General features: G+C 39.7%; 18 protein-coding genes and 1 tRNA gene. 12 read left to right on the top strand and 7 right to left on the bottom strand.

Going from position 1 to position 19,458, the window contains the following annotated elements:
- The first annotated feature begins 31 nt into the window (after window positions 1-31).
- From QZT26_RS02335 to QZT26_RS02315, 5 genes are all read left to right on the top strand, one after another.
- Window positions 32-853, top strand: coding sequence for a sugar ABC transporter permease (locus QZT26_RS02335; protein ID WP_230405708.1), 822 nt, complete (start codon window positions 32-34; stop codon window positions 851-853).
- Window positions 850-1,659 (top strand): HAD-IIB family hydrolase, encoded by an 810-nt coding sequence (locus tag QZT26_RS02330; protein ID WP_099325526.1) that lies wholly within the window; start codon window positions 850-852, stop codon window positions 1,657-1,659. The genes QZT26_RS02335 and QZT26_RS02330 overlap by 4 nt, the downstream gene beginning before the upstream one ends.
- A gap of 13 nt (window positions 1,660-1,672) precedes the next feature.
- Entirely contained in the window at window positions 1,673-2,890 is a 1,218-nt protein-coding gene (locus QZT26_RS02325) for a glycosyl transferase (protein ID WP_099325525.1), read from the top strand.
- Between the two features lie 114 nt (window positions 2,891-3,004).
- On the top strand, window positions 3,005-4,264 hold the full coding sequence (locus tag QZT26_RS02320) for a glycosyltransferase (RefSeq protein ID WP_099325524.1): 1,260 nt from the start codon (window positions 3,005-3,007) through the stop codon (window positions 4,262-4,264).
- Between the two features lie 220 nt (window positions 4,265-4,484).
- On the top strand, window positions 4,485-5,534 hold the full coding sequence (locus QZT26_RS02315; RefSeq protein WP_295100312.1) for an adenosine deaminase: 1,050 nt from the start codon (window positions 4,485-4,487) through the stop codon (window positions 5,532-5,534).
- A 14-nt stretch (window positions 5,535-5,548) separates the two neighbouring features.
- Here the strand turns inward: QZT26_RS02315 and QZT26_RS02310 are convergent, their stop codons facing one another.
- Both QZT26_RS02310 and QZT26_RS02305 read right to left on the bottom strand, forming a co-directional pair.
- Complete coding sequence (locus QZT26_RS02310) at window positions 5,549-6,760, bottom strand: tetratricopeptide repeat protein (protein WP_099325522.1); 1,212 nt, start codon at window positions 6,758-6,760, stop codon at window positions 5,549-5,551.
- Window positions 6,761-6,937: 177 nt separating this feature from the next.
- Window positions 6,938-8,686 (bottom strand): hydrazine dehydrogenase, encoded by a 1,749-nt coding sequence (locus QZT26_RS02305; RefSeq protein WP_099327045.1) that lies wholly within the window; start codon window positions 8,684-8,686, stop codon window positions 6,938-6,940.
- A gap of 1,180 nt (window positions 8,687-9,866) precedes the next feature.
- Here QZT26_RS02305 and QZT26_RS02300 point away from each other — a divergent pair.
- Window positions 9,867-10,637: a class I SAM-dependent methyltransferase gene (locus QZT26_RS02300; protein ID WP_295100309.1), complete on the top strand. Its 771-nt coding sequence runs from the start codon at window positions 9,867-9,869 to the stop codon at window positions 10,635-10,637.
- Window positions 10,638-10,793: 156 nt separating this feature from the next.
- Here the strand turns inward: QZT26_RS02300 and QZT26_RS02295 are convergent, their stop codons facing one another.
- Window positions 10,794-10,982 (bottom strand): hypothetical protein, encoded by a 189-nt coding sequence (locus tag QZT26_RS02295; RefSeq protein WP_099325519.1) that lies wholly within the window; start codon window positions 10,980-10,982, stop codon window positions 10,794-10,796.
- Window positions 10,983-11,015: 33 nt separating this feature from the next.
- A tRNA-Ala gene (locus QZT26_RS02290) sits at window positions 11,016-11,091 on the bottom strand.
- A 342-nt stretch (window positions 11,092-11,433) separates the two neighbouring features.
- On the opposite strand from QZT26_RS02290, the gene QZT26_RS02285 reads away from it, so the two are divergent.
- Window positions 11,434-12,195 (top strand): hypothetical protein, encoded by a 762-nt coding sequence (locus QZT26_RS02285; RefSeq protein WP_164995587.1) that lies wholly within the window; start codon window positions 11,434-11,436, stop codon window positions 12,193-12,195.
- Entirely contained in the window at window positions 12,170-12,733 is a 564-nt protein-coding gene (locus QZT26_RS02280) for a methylated-DNA--[protein]-cysteine S-methyltransferase (protein ID WP_197705186.1), read from the top strand. Before QZT26_RS02285 ends, QZT26_RS02280 begins: the two co-directional genes overlap by 26 nt.
- Here QZT26_RS02280 and speE read toward each other — a convergent pair.
- Window positions 12,696-13,637 carry a polyamine aminopropyltransferase gene (gene speE, locus QZT26_RS02275; protein ID WP_099325517.1) on the bottom strand — a complete coding sequence of 314 codons (942 nt, stop codon included), beginning with the start codon at window positions 13,635-13,637 and terminating at the stop codon, window positions 12,696-12,698. The two genes, QZT26_RS02280 and speE, sit on opposite strands and share 38 nt — an antisense overlap.
- Before the next feature lie 30 nt (window positions 13,638-13,667).
- The gene (gene speD / locus QZT26_RS02270; RefSeq protein ID WP_099325516.1) at window positions 13,668-14,057 is read right to left on the bottom strand and encodes an adenosylmethionine decarboxylase; all 390 of its coding nucleotides are present in this window, start codon (window positions 14,055-14,057) and stop codon (window positions 13,668-13,670) included.
- 357 nt (window positions 14,058-14,414) lie between these two features.
- On the opposite strand from speD, the gene murC reads away from it, so the two are divergent.
- On the top strand, window positions 14,415-15,830 hold the full coding sequence (murC, locus tag QZT26_RS02265) for a UDP-N-acetylmuramate--L-alanine ligase (RefSeq protein WP_295100304.1): 1,416 nt from the start codon (window positions 14,415-14,417) through the stop codon (window positions 15,828-15,830).
- 84 nt (window positions 15,831-15,914) lie between these two features.
- On the opposite strand, the gene QZT26_RS02260 is transcribed toward murC, so the two are convergent.
- Window positions 15,915-16,085 carry a hypothetical protein gene (locus QZT26_RS02260; RefSeq protein WP_295100303.1) on the bottom strand — a complete coding sequence of 57 codons (171 nt, stop codon included), beginning with the start codon at window positions 16,083-16,085 and terminating at the stop codon, window positions 15,915-15,917.
- A 279-nt stretch (window positions 16,086-16,364) separates the two neighbouring features.
- On the opposite strand from QZT26_RS02260, the gene QZT26_RS02255 reads away from it, so the two are divergent.
- The 3 genes from QZT26_RS02255 (at window position 16,365) to QZT26_RS02245 (ending at window position 19,130) form a co-directional block, all read left to right on the top strand.
- Entirely contained in the window at window positions 16,365-16,739 is a 375-nt protein-coding gene (locus QZT26_RS02255; protein ID WP_099325514.1) for a hypothetical protein, read from the top strand.
- Between the two features lie 192 nt (window positions 16,740-16,931).
- Window positions 16,932-17,306 (top strand): succinate dehydrogenase, cytochrome b556 subunit, encoded by a 375-nt coding sequence (sdhC, locus tag QZT26_RS02250; RefSeq protein ID WP_099325513.1) that lies wholly within the window; start codon window positions 16,932-16,934, stop codon window positions 17,304-17,306.
- Window positions 17,307-17,405: 99 nt separating this feature from the next.
- Window positions 17,406-19,130 carry an FAD-binding protein gene (locus QZT26_RS02245; protein ID WP_295100300.1) on the top strand — a complete coding sequence of 575 codons (1,725 nt, stop codon included), beginning with the start codon at window positions 17,406-17,408 and terminating at the stop codon, window positions 19,128-19,130.
- Window positions 19,131-19,458 lie beyond the last annotated feature (328 nt).

Here is a 19,458-nt window from a genome sequence, read left to right as displayed (position 1 = left end):
CTATTTCTGCTTAATCCCAGGATTAGTATTAGTGGCGCTGTTTAGTCTATTCCCGTTCATTGATACGCTTGTGCTTTCTTTCAAAAACTCAAAAACAATACTGCCTGACGAAACATTTAATGGTTTTCATAATTACAAAGTTTTAGTATCGTATTCACGCTTTTGGCATGCTCTTTTTTTTACCCTTCTTTTCACCTTTGTTTCGATATCTCTTGAGGCAATAGTAGGTTTATGTTTTGGGCTTATGCTCAATCTTATTTCTGAAAAAAAAGGGTTTTTGAGAATTTTTATATTAATACCCTGGATAATACCGACTGTAGTAACGGCCAGAATGTGGCAATGGATGCTGGATTACAACCTTGGCATTTTGAATTATCTTTTAGGAATTATTGAAATTGGCAGAATTAATTGGCTCGGAAATTCATTTGTCGCTTTTTTATCCCTGGTGATGGCAGATGTCTGGAAGACGTCTCCGTTTGTAGCTATAATTGTATGGGCGGGCCTTTCTGCCATACCGCGTGAAATATACAAGGCTTCCATAATTGATGGGGCAAACAGTTGGCAGTCTTTCAGATACATAACGCTTCCATTAATACTACCCATATTGGGGGTGGCCGTTTTGTTCCGTGCAATTGACACCTTAAGGATATTTGATCTTGTTTATGTTTTGACAGGCGGCGGGCCAGGAGGAGCTACTGAAACGTTATCGGTATATTCTTACAGACTTTTCTTTTATAAAGGCGATTTCGGACAGGGAGCTGCAGCTTCTGTATTTATTTTGCTTCTGGTCGCAGGGTTCAGCTATTTTTACATGAAAAAGTCTTTTGGAAAGACGGAGACAAATCAACCATGAAGTATATCATAATAACTGATCTGGACGGAACGTTGTTAGACCATACCACCTATTCCTTCGAAAAGGCAAAAGAGGCCCTGGCGTTGGTTCGTGCGCGTAACATTCCTGTAGTAATCTGTACGAGTAAAACACAGGCCGAGATTGAGGTATATCGTGAAAAACTGGACAATAAAGACCCTTTTATCCCTGAAAATGGCGGTGCTATTATTATACCGGACGGATATTTCAAATCTGTCATTGATAAAAAAAACGGGAACTATAGCATAGTCAGGCTTGGAACCCCCTATAAGGAAATTGTAGCTGCATTACACAAGATAAGGGAATCTTGCGGTATTGCCATAACAGGTTTTTCCGATTTAACGCCCGGGAAAATTTCGGCTATTACGGGAATCGATATTTCTTCCGCGATACGAGCGAAACAGCGTCTTTATTCTGAACCAATTTTTATAGAAAGTGGTCATGAAAATATTAACAAAATCAAAAAAATATTTAATGCTTTGGGTTTTAATTTTATGGAAGGAGGACGTTTTCATCACATTTTTAGCTTAAATACCGACAAAGGGAAAGCAGTAAGAATGCTAATCAATATGTATTGCGATCATTATCATGATCAAATACGCACAATTGGCATTGGCGACAGCCATATAGATCTGCCTATGTTAGCCGCGGTAGATGTTCCCGTTATTGTCCGGAAAAAAACGGGAGATTATGATAAAAGGATTCAGCTTCCAAATCTTGTTTATGCCGATGGAATTGGCCCGGCAGGTTGGAATAGGGAGATATTAAGGATATTCGAAGACCTATAAAAAGAGGAAAAACATGGGAGATTTTTTTCAAAATGGTGAGATTACCACAATTCACAGGTTTGACACCACCACAATAGAAAAGATAGAGCATGGCATTGAAAAATATGCCTATTCACGGCCTGTTGCGCTTGTTTTGCCGGCGACGCCCGTTGAACTGAAAGGAACTGCTTTACGGGGAATCGTTGAACAGATTAAGGAGGTAAAGTATATAAGCCAGGTTGTTGTGACGCTTGGTCGGTTTAATGAAAGCGAATTTGCCGAAGCAAAACGATTTTTTTCGGTTCTCCCTCAGGAAACAAAATTAATCTGGAATGACGGAGAAAATATTCAAAATCTGTATAAGCTTTTAACGGACGAGAAGATATCTGCGGGCATTGACGGAAAGGGACGGTCAGCATGGCTCGCTTATGGATATGTGCTGGCGACAGAAAAATCAAAAGTAATTGCCTTGCATGATTGCGACATTACAAACTATAGCCGTGAACTTTTGGCACGATTATGCTATCCTGTGGTAAATCCCAATTTGGATTTTGAATTCTGCAAAGGATACTATCACCGTATTACCGATCGGATGCACGGCCGTGTCACAAGGTTATTTGTGACTCCTTTCATCAGGTCATTGAAAAAAATAATAGGCAATAACGATTTCCTCGAATACCTCGACAGCTTTCGTTATCCGCTTGCAGGAGAATTTTCAATGGCAACCGACCTTGCACGTATTAACAGAATACCGGGAGATTGGGGACTGGAGGTGGGTGTTTTGGCTGAAGTTTACAGAAATTGTTCGATGAGAAGGATTTGCCAGGTTGATTTGTGTGAAACGTATGAACACAAACATCAACCGTTATCTGACGAAGACCCAACCACCGGGCTTACCAAAATGAGCATTGACATCGCTAAGTCCATTTACAAAAATCTGGCGAGTATGGGTGTTGTTTTTTCAGGTGAATGCTTCAGAACGCTGAGGGCTACATACCAAAGGGCAGGTCATGAATTCATTGAAAAATACAACCACGACTCTGCAATTAACGGGCTTGTTTTTGACCGTCATCAGGAAATGAATGCCGTTGACGCATTCGTCAAAAGTATTGGCATAGCAGGAGAACAATTTCTAAATGACCCATCGGGGATACCTTTTATTCCAAATTGGAACAGGATTATTTCTGCAATCCCCGATTTCTTTAATAAATTAATTGCTGCAGTAGAAGCTGATAATACAAAAACGCGTTAATCTGAAAAATATACCTTACATTTTCGGACATATGGAGTAGGGTAAAGATTGTGCATCGATACAGAGTAATTTTATAATTAACCGGGGATAAACAAAAAGAAGGGGGGGATTTTTATGATCAATTTAAAAAAGAAGTACTCATCAGCCGTTCGTCAAAATGTACACATGTGGATAAGTAAAATGCAGGAGGTGGATATAATTGTCGGCATTCCTTGCTATAATTGTGAAGACACCATTTCGCATGTTGTGGCAGTATCCGCTGAAGGTTTAAAAAAATATTACCCCGATAAAAAATGCGCTGTATTTGTTTCCGATGGTGGTTCCCTTGACGATACACGAGAAAAGGCTTACTCCGCAACCATTCCTGACGGCATTGAGCGCCGCGTAACGATTTACCGGGGTACTCCTGGAAAGGGAACGGCATTCCGGGCAATTTTCGAGGTTGCCCAATTATTGAAGGCAGACGCCATCGTTGTTGTTGATGCTGATTTGAGGAGCATTACACCGGAATGGATTAAGATGCTTGCTGACCCCATTATAAACAAACAGGCAGGTTTTGTTGCCCCTTTATATCTTCGCCATAAATATGATGGCACCATTACAAACAACATTGTTTATCCGCTTACCCGTGCTTTATATGGCGCAAAAATCCGGCAGCCCATTGGCGGAGATTTTGGATTTTGCGGCGACCTGGCGGCATATTATGTAAACGAGGATGTGTGGGAGTCAGATGTTGCCCGTTTCGGAATAGACGTCTGGATGACTACTACTGCCCTTAATGAAGGGTTTAAAATCGTGCAGGCGCATTTGGGAACAAAGGTTCATAATGCAAAAGACCCGGCGGCGGATCTTGGCCCCATGTTTCAGCAGGTTATCAGTACTTTATATTATCTGATGAGTAAATATGAATCAAAGTGGAAACAAGCGGAAAAGACTGTGGATATAGAAACCGTTGGAATTACCGGCGAGGCGGCAAAGGTTGAGCCTGTATCGGTTAATTTTACAAAATTACTGGCAGAATTCAGCGATGGGTTTGAACAATTTGAACCCTTTTATGAACAGATACTTGATGCTGAGAATTTTAACCGTTTATATGATATTTCAATAGATTTCAACAAAACCGGAGAGATACATTTCCCTTCAGACCTTTGGGCAAGGATATTGTGCGACTTTGCCTTTACGTATAACCACTGGCAAAGGAACAGAAGGCGGCTTGTTGACATGTTAACGCCCCTCTATTTCGGACGAACAGCATCATATTGCCGTGAAGTGAAGGAAATGGATTCCACAGAAGCAGAAGACATCATAGAATTACAGGCAATGGAGTTTGAAAAACAAAAACCTTATTTGATAGAAAAATATAAAAAGGAATAGGTATTGGAATAGCTCCTGTTTTTGTTGACTACACACGACACCAAAACAGTAGTAAATTTTTGTCAATGTCTTGTAATACGCTGTTTCTTGCAATAATTACGTCTGCATTTAAAGCATCACCTTTTTCGGTAAGGACTCGAAAAAGGCATACATTTTTATTTACTAAATATTGGGGAAAAAAGATTCTTTCCCTCATAGTGGAGAATTAATTCGAAAACGTATGAATGAATTTATTTGCGGTATGCCAAAGGCGGAGCTTCATGTTCATATAGAGGGCACATTAGAACCCCAACTTATGGTTGCCATTGCAGAGAGGAACAAAATAAAACTCCCGTATAAATCGGTAGAAGATGTGCGAAGGGCATATACATTTAAAGACCTCTCGTCTTTTTTGGAGATATATTACAGCGGTATCCAGGTGCTATTAACCGAACAGGATTTCTATGAAATAACATGGAACTATCTGAAAAAAGCATCCTCACAACATATACGGCATACAGAAATGTTTTTTGACCCGCAAGCGCACATAACAAGAGGTATATCGTTTGAGTCCGTATTTATGGGTATTTTAGGAGCCATGATGGATGGAGAAAAGAAACTTGGTATTTCTGCGAGGTTAATAATGTGTTTTCAACGCTGTATGAGTGTAGCGTCTGCAATGGAAGCACTGTTGTTATCTTTGCCCTATAGAGAATGGATTATTGGCGTTGGCCTGGATTCATACGAGGTTGGGTATCCTCCCAAAAAATTTGCTTCTGTTTTTGCAAGAGCCAGGCAGGAAGGATTTCTCACGGTTGCGCATGCAGGAGAAGAAGGCCCTTCTGAATACATCTGGCAGGCTTTACATTATTTGAAAGCATTGCGTATTGACCATGGAACTGCCTGCATACAAGATATGCAATTAGTGGCTCTGTTAAAGGCAGAGAGCATCCCTTTGACGGTGTGCCCCTTATCTAATATAAAATTACATATATTTGATTCTTTGAAGATGCATCCTTTAAAAAAGATGCTTGATATGGGGCTGCATGTCACCATCAATTCTGACGACCCCGCTTATTTTGGCGGATACATAAATGAAAACCTCCTTGCTGTCCAGGAAGCTTTGCGTTTAGATCATAACGATATTTACCGGCTCGCCAGGAATTCCTTTCAGGCAACATTCCAGACTGCAAAAGAGAAGATGACATTATTAAAAGAACTCGACTGTTTTATGCTGAAACACCAACCACACTTAACTGAAGAATCGTTCAATTATGCATTTGAACGATAACAGATGATGTCTATTTAATTCGTTTTCAATTCTAATTTTTGATCACGCACTTCTTCTTGCAAAGCAGGTACGGCAGTCGTGAATAATTCTTTTATTTCATCCTGATTATAAACGACAGCAGGGTCTTTCCCCGTTCTCCATTTTGTAATCATAGAATAAGACATATAGTCGCTATATGCCTTACTGTGATCCCCTTGCATACTATAAATTTGCGCCCTGTTGTAATAGGCGTCTTCATAAAGAGGGTCGATTTTCTTTGTAATCTTATCATACCATTCCATTGCCTTGTCCATCCGATCCATTCTATGATAAATCGTACCGATATTGTATGCGGCATTAGCATGTTTCGGATTTCTTCTCAATACTTCCCTGTTTTCTTCCAAGGCCTCGTCGTACCGCTGTTGTAATGCATAGACAATTGCCCTCTGATACCGGGCTTCTATGTTTTCCGGGTTTATTTCCATCGCTTTATTATAATGGACGAGGGCTTCTTCAAATTTTTTCTCTCTTAAACTCATTAAACCAAATACAACATAAACGTTGGAATATTTTGGATTGATTTCAAGAGTGGTATTTAGCTCTTTTATCGCCTCATCAATTTTACCCTGCCTATGCAATGCAATCGCAAGATTATAATGGGCGTTATCATAATTCTCGTCGATTTTAGTGGCATCGCTAAATATTTTTTCTGCATCTTCATATAAGCCCATATCCAAATAACCAACGCCGAGGTTAAACATTATATACGGGTTATTTGGATCAAGTGACAGCGCATGTTTATAATTTTCTATGGCATCGATATCTTGTTCTAATTTATGTAAAAAAAGGCCCAGTTCCACATGCGTTAACGGATTATCAGGTTCATTTTCAATTGCAATAATTCTTTTTTGGAATTCATCTGGCGGTGCGCCTATTTTATCAAAAGTTTCTGCTAGTTTTTTGTGCGCCTCAATAAAGCCCGGTTTTATATCAATAGCACTTCGAAAATCCTTAGCAGCATCTTCTAATTTCCCCAGCTTAAAGTAAACATCACCTCTGCCATAGTATGCTATTTCGGAAGACTTATCCGACTCAATAGCTTTCGTATATTCACTAAGTGCTTCTTCTAATTTATTTTCCTTTGCCAAAGTGTTTGCTCGCTCAATATGTTTCTCCCGTTTGCCACATGCAAATGAGATACAAACCATAGAGAGTAATAGTAACAGGTAAAAAAACTTTAACTTCATTGCCGGAATCTCCAACGAAAATAAAAAGTAGAATATTTGTCGCTTATGTTTAAGTATACGAAAGTATAGGTAAAATTTCTTGTATTTCAACTCATTTATAATAAAAAAGGAAGCTGTGCATTACTGCACAGCTTCCTTTCATAAACATCTTTTATACTAATGAAAAAAGTTACGTTATTAATGCTCTTTCATGGATCTTGCAGCTGGATCATGGCCAGATTCATGATGATGCGCACTGTGTGAACCAGCGGTAATGCCGAGTTCCTTGAGTTTTCTCTCAATGTACTCAACCTCTTCAGCAGGTGCATGATGTGTGTCTAACCAGCCTGGATCTGGACAAAGATCGAAGATCGTCTTGCCAGGGTGATTCTTTACGATATATGGCCCGGTCAACTGATCCAGCCATTCGCCTGTTTTCCAGAACTGCTCAGGCTGCCATGAAATACCAACCTTCTTTTCCAAAGCAGCAAGCCTTCTTGCACGTGAAGCATTCTGCTTTACGTTGACCAACCAACGATCCATACCGAATGAACCGTCTGAGTAGGTAGCATCATTCCAGGAGCCGTGCGCCATGCCCTTGTAAATGTATGTCTGGAAGTAACCAACACTTTCAAAACAAAGCCTCTCCACATCAGTACAGTTTGACATTCTAAACTCTCCGGATTCGCCGGTAGTTCCACCGTAAGCTTCTCCATCGTGGTAAGCCCCAATCTTCAAACTCCAGATGTGCTGACCTGACCAATCAGGACAAAGATCCTTTGGCATGGGGTCTAGTACACCGTCAATGAGAAGATCTTCCGCTACCTTGAATGTTTCACGATACTTCAAACTAGCGTCTTTAACAGACTCGTCCATCGCCTGCAAATTCTCGCGGGCGAATCTTGGTGAATGACAGTCGTCACAGATAGATACCCAACGGTCTCTCTTTTCCTTCCAGAGTGGTGCACCACGATCAGCCATCGACATACCCATACTGGTATATACGATACTTGCTCTCTGCACGTTATGATGCCCGCCCCTCATGTGACAGTACTGGCAGGTAGGACCAACGTAATCAGCATCAGAAAGCTTCTTTGAGAAGTCAAACTGTTCCGTATCCCACTTGTTAACCTGATATACCGTACCATGAAGACCTATATCATAAGCTTCCCAATCCCTGTGATCTTTACCCCAGTGACAGGTCTTGCATTGCTCGGAGCGTCTTGCAACTGCCGGATCAAACTGATGCCTCTGGTGGCAAGTGCTGCACCTTTCTTCAGGGCTGGTATGGCAGAAAGTACAACCCGCCGTATCTCCGGGTGGCCTTTCAATTGACCATGCACACTCAACCTGAGCGAAACTGGAACAAGATGCATGGGAACCAATTCCTCCCTGCCCTTGCTCATTGTACTGCGTTTCGTGACATTCCGCTGTTCCGCAAGCCTTTGATGAAGGCATAGTTAACTTCTGATGGTTGTTGCCGTGGCAGGTATCACAACCAGTTGGTGCCGGCTCTGCCTTTGAATGAGCACTCTTGTTATAATCCCTTACAATGCCGGGAGTCATAACTGAGTGACAAGCAACACACTGCTCCAGCTTAAATGTGCCCTTAATCGGGTTTGAAGGCCTTACCTCATCCCTGTTGTACATATAATCCGGGATGTAATAACGGTACGCAGGCAATGTCTTCCAAAACTTGCTGTATTTTCCCGGGTATGGTGACCTCTGTGCATCTTTTGGGTAACCCATATATTTTGCTTTCAAACCAGAGAAAAATACCTTACCACTATTATCAGGCTCCCCAGGCATACCATAAACTTCGTGTGGTACCCAATGAGTGATAATTTCTACAGCCTTAGCTTCTTTCACCATAAGGCTTGAAACAGTACCTATAACGCCACAACCAATCAACGCTGATGCCAATGTAACTTTCAAAAATTTACGCATGATACTTTTTATCTTCCTCCTTTCTCGCATTTCTCTCATACCACAATCACGTTTGATTGCGGAACAATAAACATACTTCACCACCTTAGAACCCCTCAAACCACCCCCTTTCCGAAACACTAAACCTAAACTGTTAAACGCTATCTCTAAAATTAACTGTAGACTGAACTTCCTTACCATCGTTTTTTTCGGACAGATTATTATACTTAATCTGCTTTTCAAGTCAATACAAAAAGCGAATAATTTTTACTCTTTGAATTTTGCCGACGGATGTTTGATTGCAAAAATAATTGATAGTGCCTGCACATCAGAATATAGCCTAAACACCCTGCTTTACCTTGTGAAAATTATGATTGTCAATTTGCACAATTACGCGCTGACAACAACTATTTCTGAGGCAAGGCCTCAAAATTTTTCTTTTTTTGAGTTCAATGATGACTGAATTCCAGGGCCATTTGAAAATTGCCCATAATTTTTGCAACAACCTATTGCAAAAGATTGAACAAAAGGCAAGCAACATCTATGCCGTCTTTATTTTTATGTTTATTAGTTTATAACCTATTGGTGAACAACGGCATACGGATTTTCTTAAATTAATATCACTTATGGAGATAGACGCAAAACGGTCACCGGATATCTATCTTATAGCAATGCAAGTATAATAAACAATGCAACAGCAACATGTTAAACCATGTCTATATATGGTCATTGTCCGGCGGAAGTCGGTCATATCGATATATTCTTCATTCGTTAAAATTTAAAAACCATGTACCATTTTAATTTTTTGAAAAATCCTTCCATGTGCAAGCTCCATGCTGCCGCATAGGGGTAAATAACAAAATCTGCTTTATCAGGAAATTAAGCCGATGCACTTCGCCACATGGAGGGTAAAATCCACATTGACATGTTTCCAAGAGTTGGAGAAATGCGCGAAAAAGCCTGATGATAAGTGCTGCGAAAGCAGCAAGCAGTAATGATAACAGAAATAGATTTTTGCTTTATCGTGATCCTGATTTATGATAAGAAAACAACTTGCTGTCTTTCGTTTCTCAACTTAATTTTTTGTCACTTTTTATAAAAATCAGGGATTCTTTATCTATAATCTATATCTATATCTATATCTATCTTAATACGATGAAATTTTGAGAGGATACGAAAAGGATTCTTTGAAAGGGGAAAAATGCCTTACGAAGCTATAAACAAGAGATGTTATGAAAAGAAACGCACGGTGCTAGAGTATGCCCTTACAGCATTGCAAATAGCCGAAGTAATGATTTTTATAAAATACAAGGAATATATTGCTGACAAACAGGTACTTGATATCGGATGTGGCGCCGGAAGGACAACTTTACCGCTGGCGAAATTAAGCAAGCATTACATTGGGATGGATTTTTCTCTTGATATGATAGCACTCTGCAAGGAAAAATTCGCCAATACAACTTTTCTCCATCATGACGTCAGAAATATGGAAACTTTTGAGGATGACACGTTTGATTTTGTATTATTTTCATATAATGGATTAGATTCTATGGGCAATAATAACCGGCTAAAAACCTTAAAGGAAATTCATAGAATACTAAAAAAAGATGGGGTATTTGTGTTTTCTTCCCATAATAGAAATTACCGCCTTGAAAATTCCTTTCCCAGGATGTCCTTTGCACCCTGCCCATACGTTCAGGCAAAACTCTTTGCAAAATATTTTAGCTCAGTGATTAATTTTTTAAAAAATAAAAGGCGGGAACAGTTTAACGAAACATACGCAATTATTAATGATAAGGCACATAGTTATGCTTTATTAACTTACTATATAAATAAAAATAATCAACTATTACAAAACAAAGATATTGGACTAGAAACGGTGGAAATGTACGATATCTTTGGCAATACATTACATCCTGGCGATAGCGATAACCATAGCGCGTGGATTTATTATGTTACAAAAAAAACTTGAAACCACTGGGAATACGGTATTAATCACAATCAGGACACTTTCATGCCTCGTTGTGACCTCTGCCCTTGATGGCTAAAATGGAAACGAGAGATGAAATAATTTAAACCGGCTATAAAACAAGCGATGTTTTAAAAACCTCACCTGCTTTAGAACCAATTAGTGTTCCTGTATGACAAAATTGGCGCCATCATTCTTTGAGGGGATGTATTCACCGATAGGGCAAAGAGTCTTGCTCTCTTTTTCACATCGTATAAGAATCTTCCACAACGCCTCAAGGCTCTCTTTTTCATGTTCCGTTTCCGGAGTCATCTTTATTCTTGACGGGCTTTCAATAGAAATTTTCATGCAATCGCTCCTTGTAGTGATGATTATATAAAATGGTGGAGACAAGGGGATTCGAACCCCTGACCTTCTCATTGCGAACGAGACGCTCTCCCAACTGAGCTATGCCCCCGCCCCTATTTCAATACAGCTTAAAAGAAGGTATATTTTTTCACAATATAACAATCTCTTGATTCAATTTCACTATTTTTTTGATAATTTTAAACATTATACATTTTTTCACCTCAGTTACTTATATTGATTTCTTTTTTGGATTGACATAGAACAAAAGCTCTGATACTCTATGCCGCAAATAATATCGAAATTCACCTGTGCCCACTATCAACGTCGGTAAGTTTGTGAAAAGCCGTGAGATGACAATATAGAGCAAGGTGTGAAGAATGCTGTTGAAGATCATGATTTTTGACTGGCATTGTTATCCTTATCGTGTAAAACGGCTTCTTAAAAGTGTACTATGATATATTTCTCACTTGCAATAGGCATTATTTTGGTACTATTCCTCAGTTTTGCCACGAATGAACTATGGGTGAAATATATCAACAACAAGCTTCTTAAAGGATTTCTCCTGCCCGGAGCTATTGTTCACGAACTTAGCCATGCTCTTTTATGTCTTATTACGGGAACCACCATCAGCGAACTTAATTTGTTTCGAACGGATAACACTGGGATAAAGTATGATAAACCAAAGGTCCCCTTTGTTTTCGACTTTATTATCACCTCTGCGCCTCTTTTTGGCTGTGCGTTTTCCATCTTATTAATATCAGGTATTCTGTCCAATCCCATTCGCGTAAACAATGCATTTCCCGAAAAAATTCCTCTTTCATTTAATGGACTTTTCAATTTAATCCGGTATTTGCTTGATTCGGTATGGATTACTTTTCATTCTTTTCGCAGCCAGTTTCATATAGAAGAAGTGCGGCATGTACTGTTCCTTTTTGCTATTATTGTATTTACCGTATCAATGTCCCCGCATAAACAGGATTTTAAATATCTGATACCCGGATTCGCCATCCTTTTTGCTATACTCTTCTTTCTTGAAAAATTTGGTGTATCTTTGCTAAAAAATTCATGGTGGAGTTATTTTATAAAAGAGCTGTGGACAATAACCACGCTCTCCATTTCCGTACTTGCGACACTACTTTTTTTTACTTTAATCATTATGGGATTTATAAAAGGGTACCGGTTGACGTTTGGACAAAAAGGGTCGAACAAATAATTATAAAGAGATTCATTTTAGCACATTCCCCACCCCCCTTGGATATGTGTACATAGCAAAAACAAAAAAAGGTATCTGCAGAATAGCATTTCCGCTCACCTCAGGGGATGATTTGCCCCTCCATGACCAATGTGCAATCTATACAAGACTTCACGAAAATGATGCTTTCCTGAAACACGAAATCGCTGTTTTAAAAAAATATTTTGAAGGGAAAAAGGTTGTATTTGATTTTTCGCTTGATTTAAGCATCGGAACTCTTTTCCAGAGGAAGGTATGGGACAAACTGCGGGAAATCCCTTACGGTGAATGCCGTTCCTATAAATGGGTGGCAGAACAGATTGGTAATCCTAAGGCAGCGCGGGCAGTAGGGATGGCAAACAATAAAAACCCTTTGCCGCCCGTCATTCCCTGCCACAGGGTTATAGGGGTAAATGGCAAATTAACGGGATATGCAACGGGGATTCACGTCAAGCAATGGTTGCTGGAAATGGAACAAGGCGCTAAATCTTTTCCGATGAAACGCCGGGGTATTGTTTAATGAGAGGTGCATTGTCACGTATGATGTGTTTGCTTTTCTTTAACTCTTCACGCAAATATTTTGGCAAGTTGAAAAGCGAATGATGGGTAATGCTGTCATAATAGCGCAATGCTGAATTAACCCGATTCCCGATTCTGAAATCGATTTCTTCTCCGGTGATGTCTAAATCCCCCAGATTGTGCGTTGCTATGGTAAAACCCCACAGACATGCATACGACGGTATGTAGGTGGTGTATGGAAATACGTGCGGGAATACATCGTTTAGCGTATGGAATATACCGGAAAACAGGTCATTATCCGTAACAGAAACCGCGCCGGACTGAACAACAACAATGCCGTCCTTCTTTAGCCTGCCTGCGGCGATCTGATAAAATTCCCTCGTAAAAAGCATGGCAGAAGGGCTGCCGCCAACAGGGTCATTTACATCAATAATAATAACATCAAACTGTTGATCTGTATTCTCCAGATATTTCCTCCCGTCTTCAATAACAAGCGAGGTTCGTTCATCATCAAAAGCCCCTTCATGAAATGAGGGGAGGCTTTTTTTCGCACACGAGATTACCTCGTCATTGATGTCAACCATTACCGCCTTTTTTACCGATTTATGGCGAAGCGTTTCTCTCAGGGTTGCGCCCTCGCCTCCGCCAATAATAAGGACGCTTTGCGCCTCCGGATGCATTATAAGGGAAGGTTGCACCAGGGATTCATGATACACATACTCATCTGACTCAGCCGACTGGAATTCATTGTCAAGTATAAGGCATTTGCCAAAGCTATAAGTATCAACAACAATTATTTTTTGATGTTTTGATTCTGCCTCGTACACAATGTTTTTGAATGCCAGTTTGTGAAGTTCATAGTCGCTGAAATAATCATCTATCCAGTTTAAGGGTAATTTTTCCATGGTTATTTTTGTAATAAAGATTGATATTGATCAAGGGTATATTGACGGCAAACTGTTTTCGGCTTCATGGAGAAGAAAATCGCCTCTTCTTAATTCCATAGTAAAGGTTTCTTTTGCATGAAATGCTTGTGAAATGTACGAGGCCGCGTTATGAGGATTCATAGTGCTCCCGCACAAAAAAATATCCACCGCTGCATATTCGTGCTCCGGCCATGTGTGAATTGATATGTGTGATTCAGCCAGAATAGCAACTCCGGTAATACCATAAGGGCTAAAATGATGGCATATCACGTCGACCAATGTTGCATTCGAAATCTCGGTTGCCTTTTCAAGGATGTTTTTCACTGAGGAGACATTGTTAATAATGTCTCTGCAGCAACCCTTCATTTCCAGAATAATATGTTTCCCCAATAGAGCCAACGGTCACATCTCCTTTCCCTGTATGATTTTTGCAGGCATGGTGGTTTATTGTTTGCATAAACGGCTTTTAAAAATAGTTTACAAAAACGGTATTTTCAGGAAAAGGCTCTTTGGTTTTGGTATAAATTATTTGTACTTTTGCTATCCTGTTTTCCCCATTTTATCATCAACTATGTCAGGATACACCCCGATTAGACAATGTTTAAGCGTTAAGTGAAATGCAGGAAAATCTGTAAAAAGTTCTATTTTAAATGGATACATTTCCGTTGTCAAGAAACGAATATAAAGCAAAAAGACCTCTTTACAAAATAAATATTTTGACTATCAAAACATTGCAAGATATATTCTAATGCGCCCATGAAACATCCATTAAAGAAAAATCCTATCGAAAATCCTTGCTACTACCACTTAGTTGGTATTGGCGGCATTGGAATGAGTGCTATAGCACAGGTATTGAAAGAAATGGGACACCATGTCAGCGGCTCTGACAGGAATTTTGATAATCAAATTGCAGGTAATATATTTTCAAAACTCTCTTCCCTTGGCATCAACCTGACCCCCCAGGATGGTTCAGGCATTAAAGAGACAACGGATGTTGTAATTGTTTCTTCCGCAATAGAGGAGCAAAATCCGGATATTAAGAAGGCGCTTTCCCTCAATAAAAAAATTACAACACGCTCGAACATTCTTGCTGAAATGTTTAATACTAAATTTGGAATTGCCGTTGGAGGAACAAACGGTAAAACCACCGTCAGCAGTATGGTGGGCTATGTGCTCGACCATGCGGGAATGTCTCCCACAATAATCGTGGGCGGGTGTATTAAAAATTATCTTACTCCTGACTTTCCTGGCAATGCAAAGGTAGGCGATTCTGATATTGTTGCTATTGAGGCGGATGAAAGCGACGGGAGTATCGTCAATTACACACCAAAAATCTCCATCATTACAAATATGTCAAAAGACCATAAACCGATTGAAAGCATCTCAAAATTGTTTGAAACATTTTCTCAAAATACCCGGGATTTGCTTATTATTAATGATGATTGTCCGGAACTAAAAAAAATACCTTTCAGACACAAGAATACCATAACGTTTGGCTTAAGAAAATCCGCAGACATTTATGCTTCCAACATAATAAACAGACCATGCCTCTCGACATTTGACATTAATGGACAATCATTTGAATTAAAACTGCCTGGAATTCATAACGTATCAAATGCATTGGCTGCAATTTCCGTAGCAAGGCATATGAACATAAAGGATAATGAAATTGCCGACGCATTGTATGAGTATAAAGGCGTACAGCGGCGGATGGATAATATCGGGGAATACAATGGCATAAAAGTGATAGACGATTTCGCCCATAATCCTGAAAAAATCGCAGCGGCAATACGCGCAGTAAAAATTGGAGGGAACAGGGTAATTGCAGTTTTTCAGCCACATGGATTCTTTCCCGCTCGTTTTATGAGAGAGGAACTGATAAATGCATTTATACAATCACTTTCCCCTGAAGATATACTTTTTATGCCTGAAATCTATTATATTGGCGGTTCTGTCAGCAAAGAGATTTCCTCTGCAGACCTTATCCGTGAAATAGGGAAAAGCGGCAGAAATGCATTCTTTGTAGAAAAAAGAGAGGATATTATACCGGAGATAGTAAGAACAGTAGAAAAGGGGGACTGTATATTGGTAATGGGCGCAAGGGATAACACCTTGACCAACTTCTGTCACGAGATCTTGCATACACTTCAGAAAAGTATGCCGTATTGCTGAAAAGTATCTTTTTGAAGGAAAATATTTTAGTGCAAGGCTAACGTTTATCTGCCCAATATCTACTATACAAAATTAATTTGTACCTCAAAGATTAAGTGTGTTTCGATTATGATGAGTGGACGTTTTTTTTAGCAAGGCAAAAATATGTAAAGAATTAACTACATATTCCAAATCTTTTTGAATTGATGGATTTAACTTAACTGAAACTTCTCTAAAACTCCCCTCACTTGCAAAACGTAATATTCTGTTTTTCATAATGGATGACTCCGGTATATTCTATAAAATTAAAGCATGGTTTTTGTAGTATTGTTTAATTTGTTAAATGCGCAACGTACATGCCAAATAAGGCACACATATGATTCTTTGGCAAGAGAATGTAGTTAACCATCCAATAATACAATGGTTATGTCATAAGCTCATCTCGTTTATCCGTGTTTATAAAACGTTACTTTTTAAACTGTGTATATAAATACGACTTATTCTTCGTTTAAGAAAAATTACATACCTTTTGCTTTATCAGGAATATTAGTTTAAATGAATACGGAAAATAAGGGCTTTTTATCATGGTTTTTACAAAGGGTCACTGCCTTGTTGCTGGTATTGGGCATATCGGTGCATTTCTTTTTATTTCATTTTAGTCCGAGTCGTTATACTTCCCGCTACTATGATGAGATTGTCAATCGCTTTTGTTCTCCTGGGTGGATTGCCTTTAACATTTGTTTGCTTGCATTGGTAATCTTCCATGGTTTGAATGGAATCTGGGGGATTTTTGCAGATTACAACTTTAAAAGGAGGTCTGGTGGTCTATTCAAACAAGCCTTATGGTTTATGGGAATGGTTTTATTTGGCACAGGAGTGTATATACTTATTTGGTTTGCTAAAATAAAAGCTGAGGGATTAGTACCTTAGCAGTAATTTCTTTGCATTTTTTGACAAAATATTAAGGGTCACTTCTGCAGTCGGCAGATTGCAGATTGAGGACTGTTTTCGTGCTTGTCTTGTTTGTCTCTGGCTATGCCAGCTCAGGGTAATTAACCAATAATGCAAATACTTGGAATTACCGTGACATGTAGCATTTGCACTGTTTTTTGAGTTTTGTTGATGATTACACAAAAATTAAAAGAAACCCTTTATGATCTTTGGAGAAATAAAAACATTGGCATGGCTGCCTTTTGGGCACATCGTATTTCAGGCATATTGCTGACACTGTTTTTATTTCTCCACATATGGACACTAAGCGCAGTCTTTCGCGGTAAAGATGCGTATGATTACACAATTAGTAAGTTCGACACAGATTTTGGCTATATTTTTCAATATATTTTACTTTTAACAATAGCATTTCACCTGCTTAATGGAATAAGGATTACCATTATGGATTTTTGCGGGTTTACCCGCAGCCAGAAACAAATGCTGAGACTTGCCATCTTCATTCTCTTTATAATAGCAGTTATTGGTTTTTATTCAGTAGTCCTGTAAATACATAATGAATGCATTAGATGTTTCTTTTCAAAAAACTACATTGTTGCGGGAAATTAAATACAGTATTGCCGCACCTTTTTGGGGCGGGGGGTTGCCATGAAACGATATGAAGTTATTGTTGTCGGCGGGGGATTAGCAGGCTTAAGGGCGGCCATTGAAGTAAATCGCCACAACGTTAAGGTCGCAATAATTTCCAAGGTACATCCACTGCGATCTCATTCTATCGCAGCACAAGGTGGAATAAACGCCCCTTTGGGAAACCATTTCCGCGGGATTTATGACACATGGGAAAAACATGCATTTGACACCGTAAAGGGGAGTGATTATCTGGCGGACCAGGATGCAGTAATACGGATGACAAAAGATGCGGCAGATCGTATTTATGAGTTGGAGCATTGGGGATGTCCTTTCAGCAGGACAGCGGAGGGGCGGATCGCACAAAGGCCTTTTGGCGGAGCAGGATTCCCGAGGGCTTGCTATGCCTCAGACAAGACAGGACATGCATTGTTACATACCCTGTATCAACAAATCATTCAATTGAAACATGCATCAGAACGGGAAGAAATGGTGATGTATGATGAATGGCTGGTTACAGACCTGGTAATCGAAGAAGGCGTTTGTGTCGGTGTGATTGCGATGGATATCATTAGCGGGAAGATTGAGGCGTTACAGGCCGGAGCGGTAATTTTTGCTACGGGAGGGTCCGGTAGGATATACGGCAATACAACAAATGCTTTGATTAATACAGGGCTGGGCATGGCAATCCCGTATTGGGCTGGCGTGCCATTGAAAGACATGGAGTTCATTCAATTTCATCCCACAACTACTTTAGGGAAAAATATTTTAATCACAGAAGGGTGTCGCGGAGAAGGCGGATTTTTGCTGAATAATAAAGGCGAGCGATTTCTCGAAAAATATGATGATTCCCGAAAAGATATGGAAATCGCGCCCAGGGACATTATTGCAAGAAATATCGTAAGAGAAATTATGGCGGGGTATGGCTATGATGATAGTTATGTGTTTTTGGATTTAAGACATTTGGGAAGAGAGAAAATTTTACAGAGGTTACCCGGCATAAGAGATATATGCATGGAATTTATCGGTATAGATCCTGTTGATTCCCTTATACCAATTAAACCGGGTCAGCATTATACTATGGGAGGGATTGACTGCAATATCGAATGTGAAACGAAAATAAAGGGATTGTACGCTGCGGGAGAAAGCGCCTGCATAAGTGTCCATGGAGCTAACAGATTGGGTGGAAATTCTCTGTTGGATACTATTGTGTTTGGCGCAATCGCAGGAGGGAATGCCGCTAAATACGTGCAAAATTCAGAGAGGCAAAAAAGTGAAAATCGCCTCAATGATGTCTTAAAGCTAACAAAACGAAACATCGACAAGATTGGTAAATCGACAGGCGCCGAAAAACCGGTAACAATTAAAAATGAACTAAATAAAATAATGGATGCTAAGGTGGGAATTTTTCGCAATGCCCCTGACTTGCGGGCAGCAGTATGTGAAATAAAAGCATTACAGGAAAGGTATCGACAAATTAAATTAGATTATACGGGATCGCGGGTAAATTTAGGGTTGGTTTGGGCATTGGAACTAAAGGGGAATTTAGATGTAGCGGAAGCATGCCTAATGGGCGCATTGGCACGGGAAGAAAGCCGCGGAGCTCATTTTCGCACGGATTTTCCCGGAAGAGACGATACAAACTGGCTAAAACATACGTTGTCCTATTTTACAGAAGAGGGGGTCAGGCTTGATTATGCTCCGGTAAATATAGGACCATTTGTACCAAAAAAGAGGCAGTATTAAGACACGCATGCGATCCAAAAACACACATTAGCCCAAAATGACTGGCTCGAAAATAAGACTACAAAAAATAGCTCAAGCACAGGTACCGCAACATGATATGGCTATAAAACCATTTTCATCGTTTCTGGGTGTTGCAAATGAAACATGATGACTGGTGACTTATTTTGTCATTACAAGTGGAAGCGGATTAGAAATCCGATGCTCTATCCATCATACCAAAACCACATGCTTGTCATTACAAGGGCATCAGCTTGTCATTGCGAGGGTATCCGTTTTGTCATTGCGAGGGTCTTTTCCGAAGCAATCTCATAAACCGTCATAGAGATCC

Origin of the sequence: uncultured Candidatus Kuenenia sp., from assembly GCF_900696675.1 — a bacterium.
GTDB lineage: Bacteria > Planctomycetota > Brocadiia > Brocadiales > Brocadiaceae > Kuenenia > Kuenenia stuttgartiensis_A.
The sequence above is the reverse complement of the archived record's forward strand: the minus strand, read 5'-3'. Positions and strand labels throughout refer to the sequence as shown.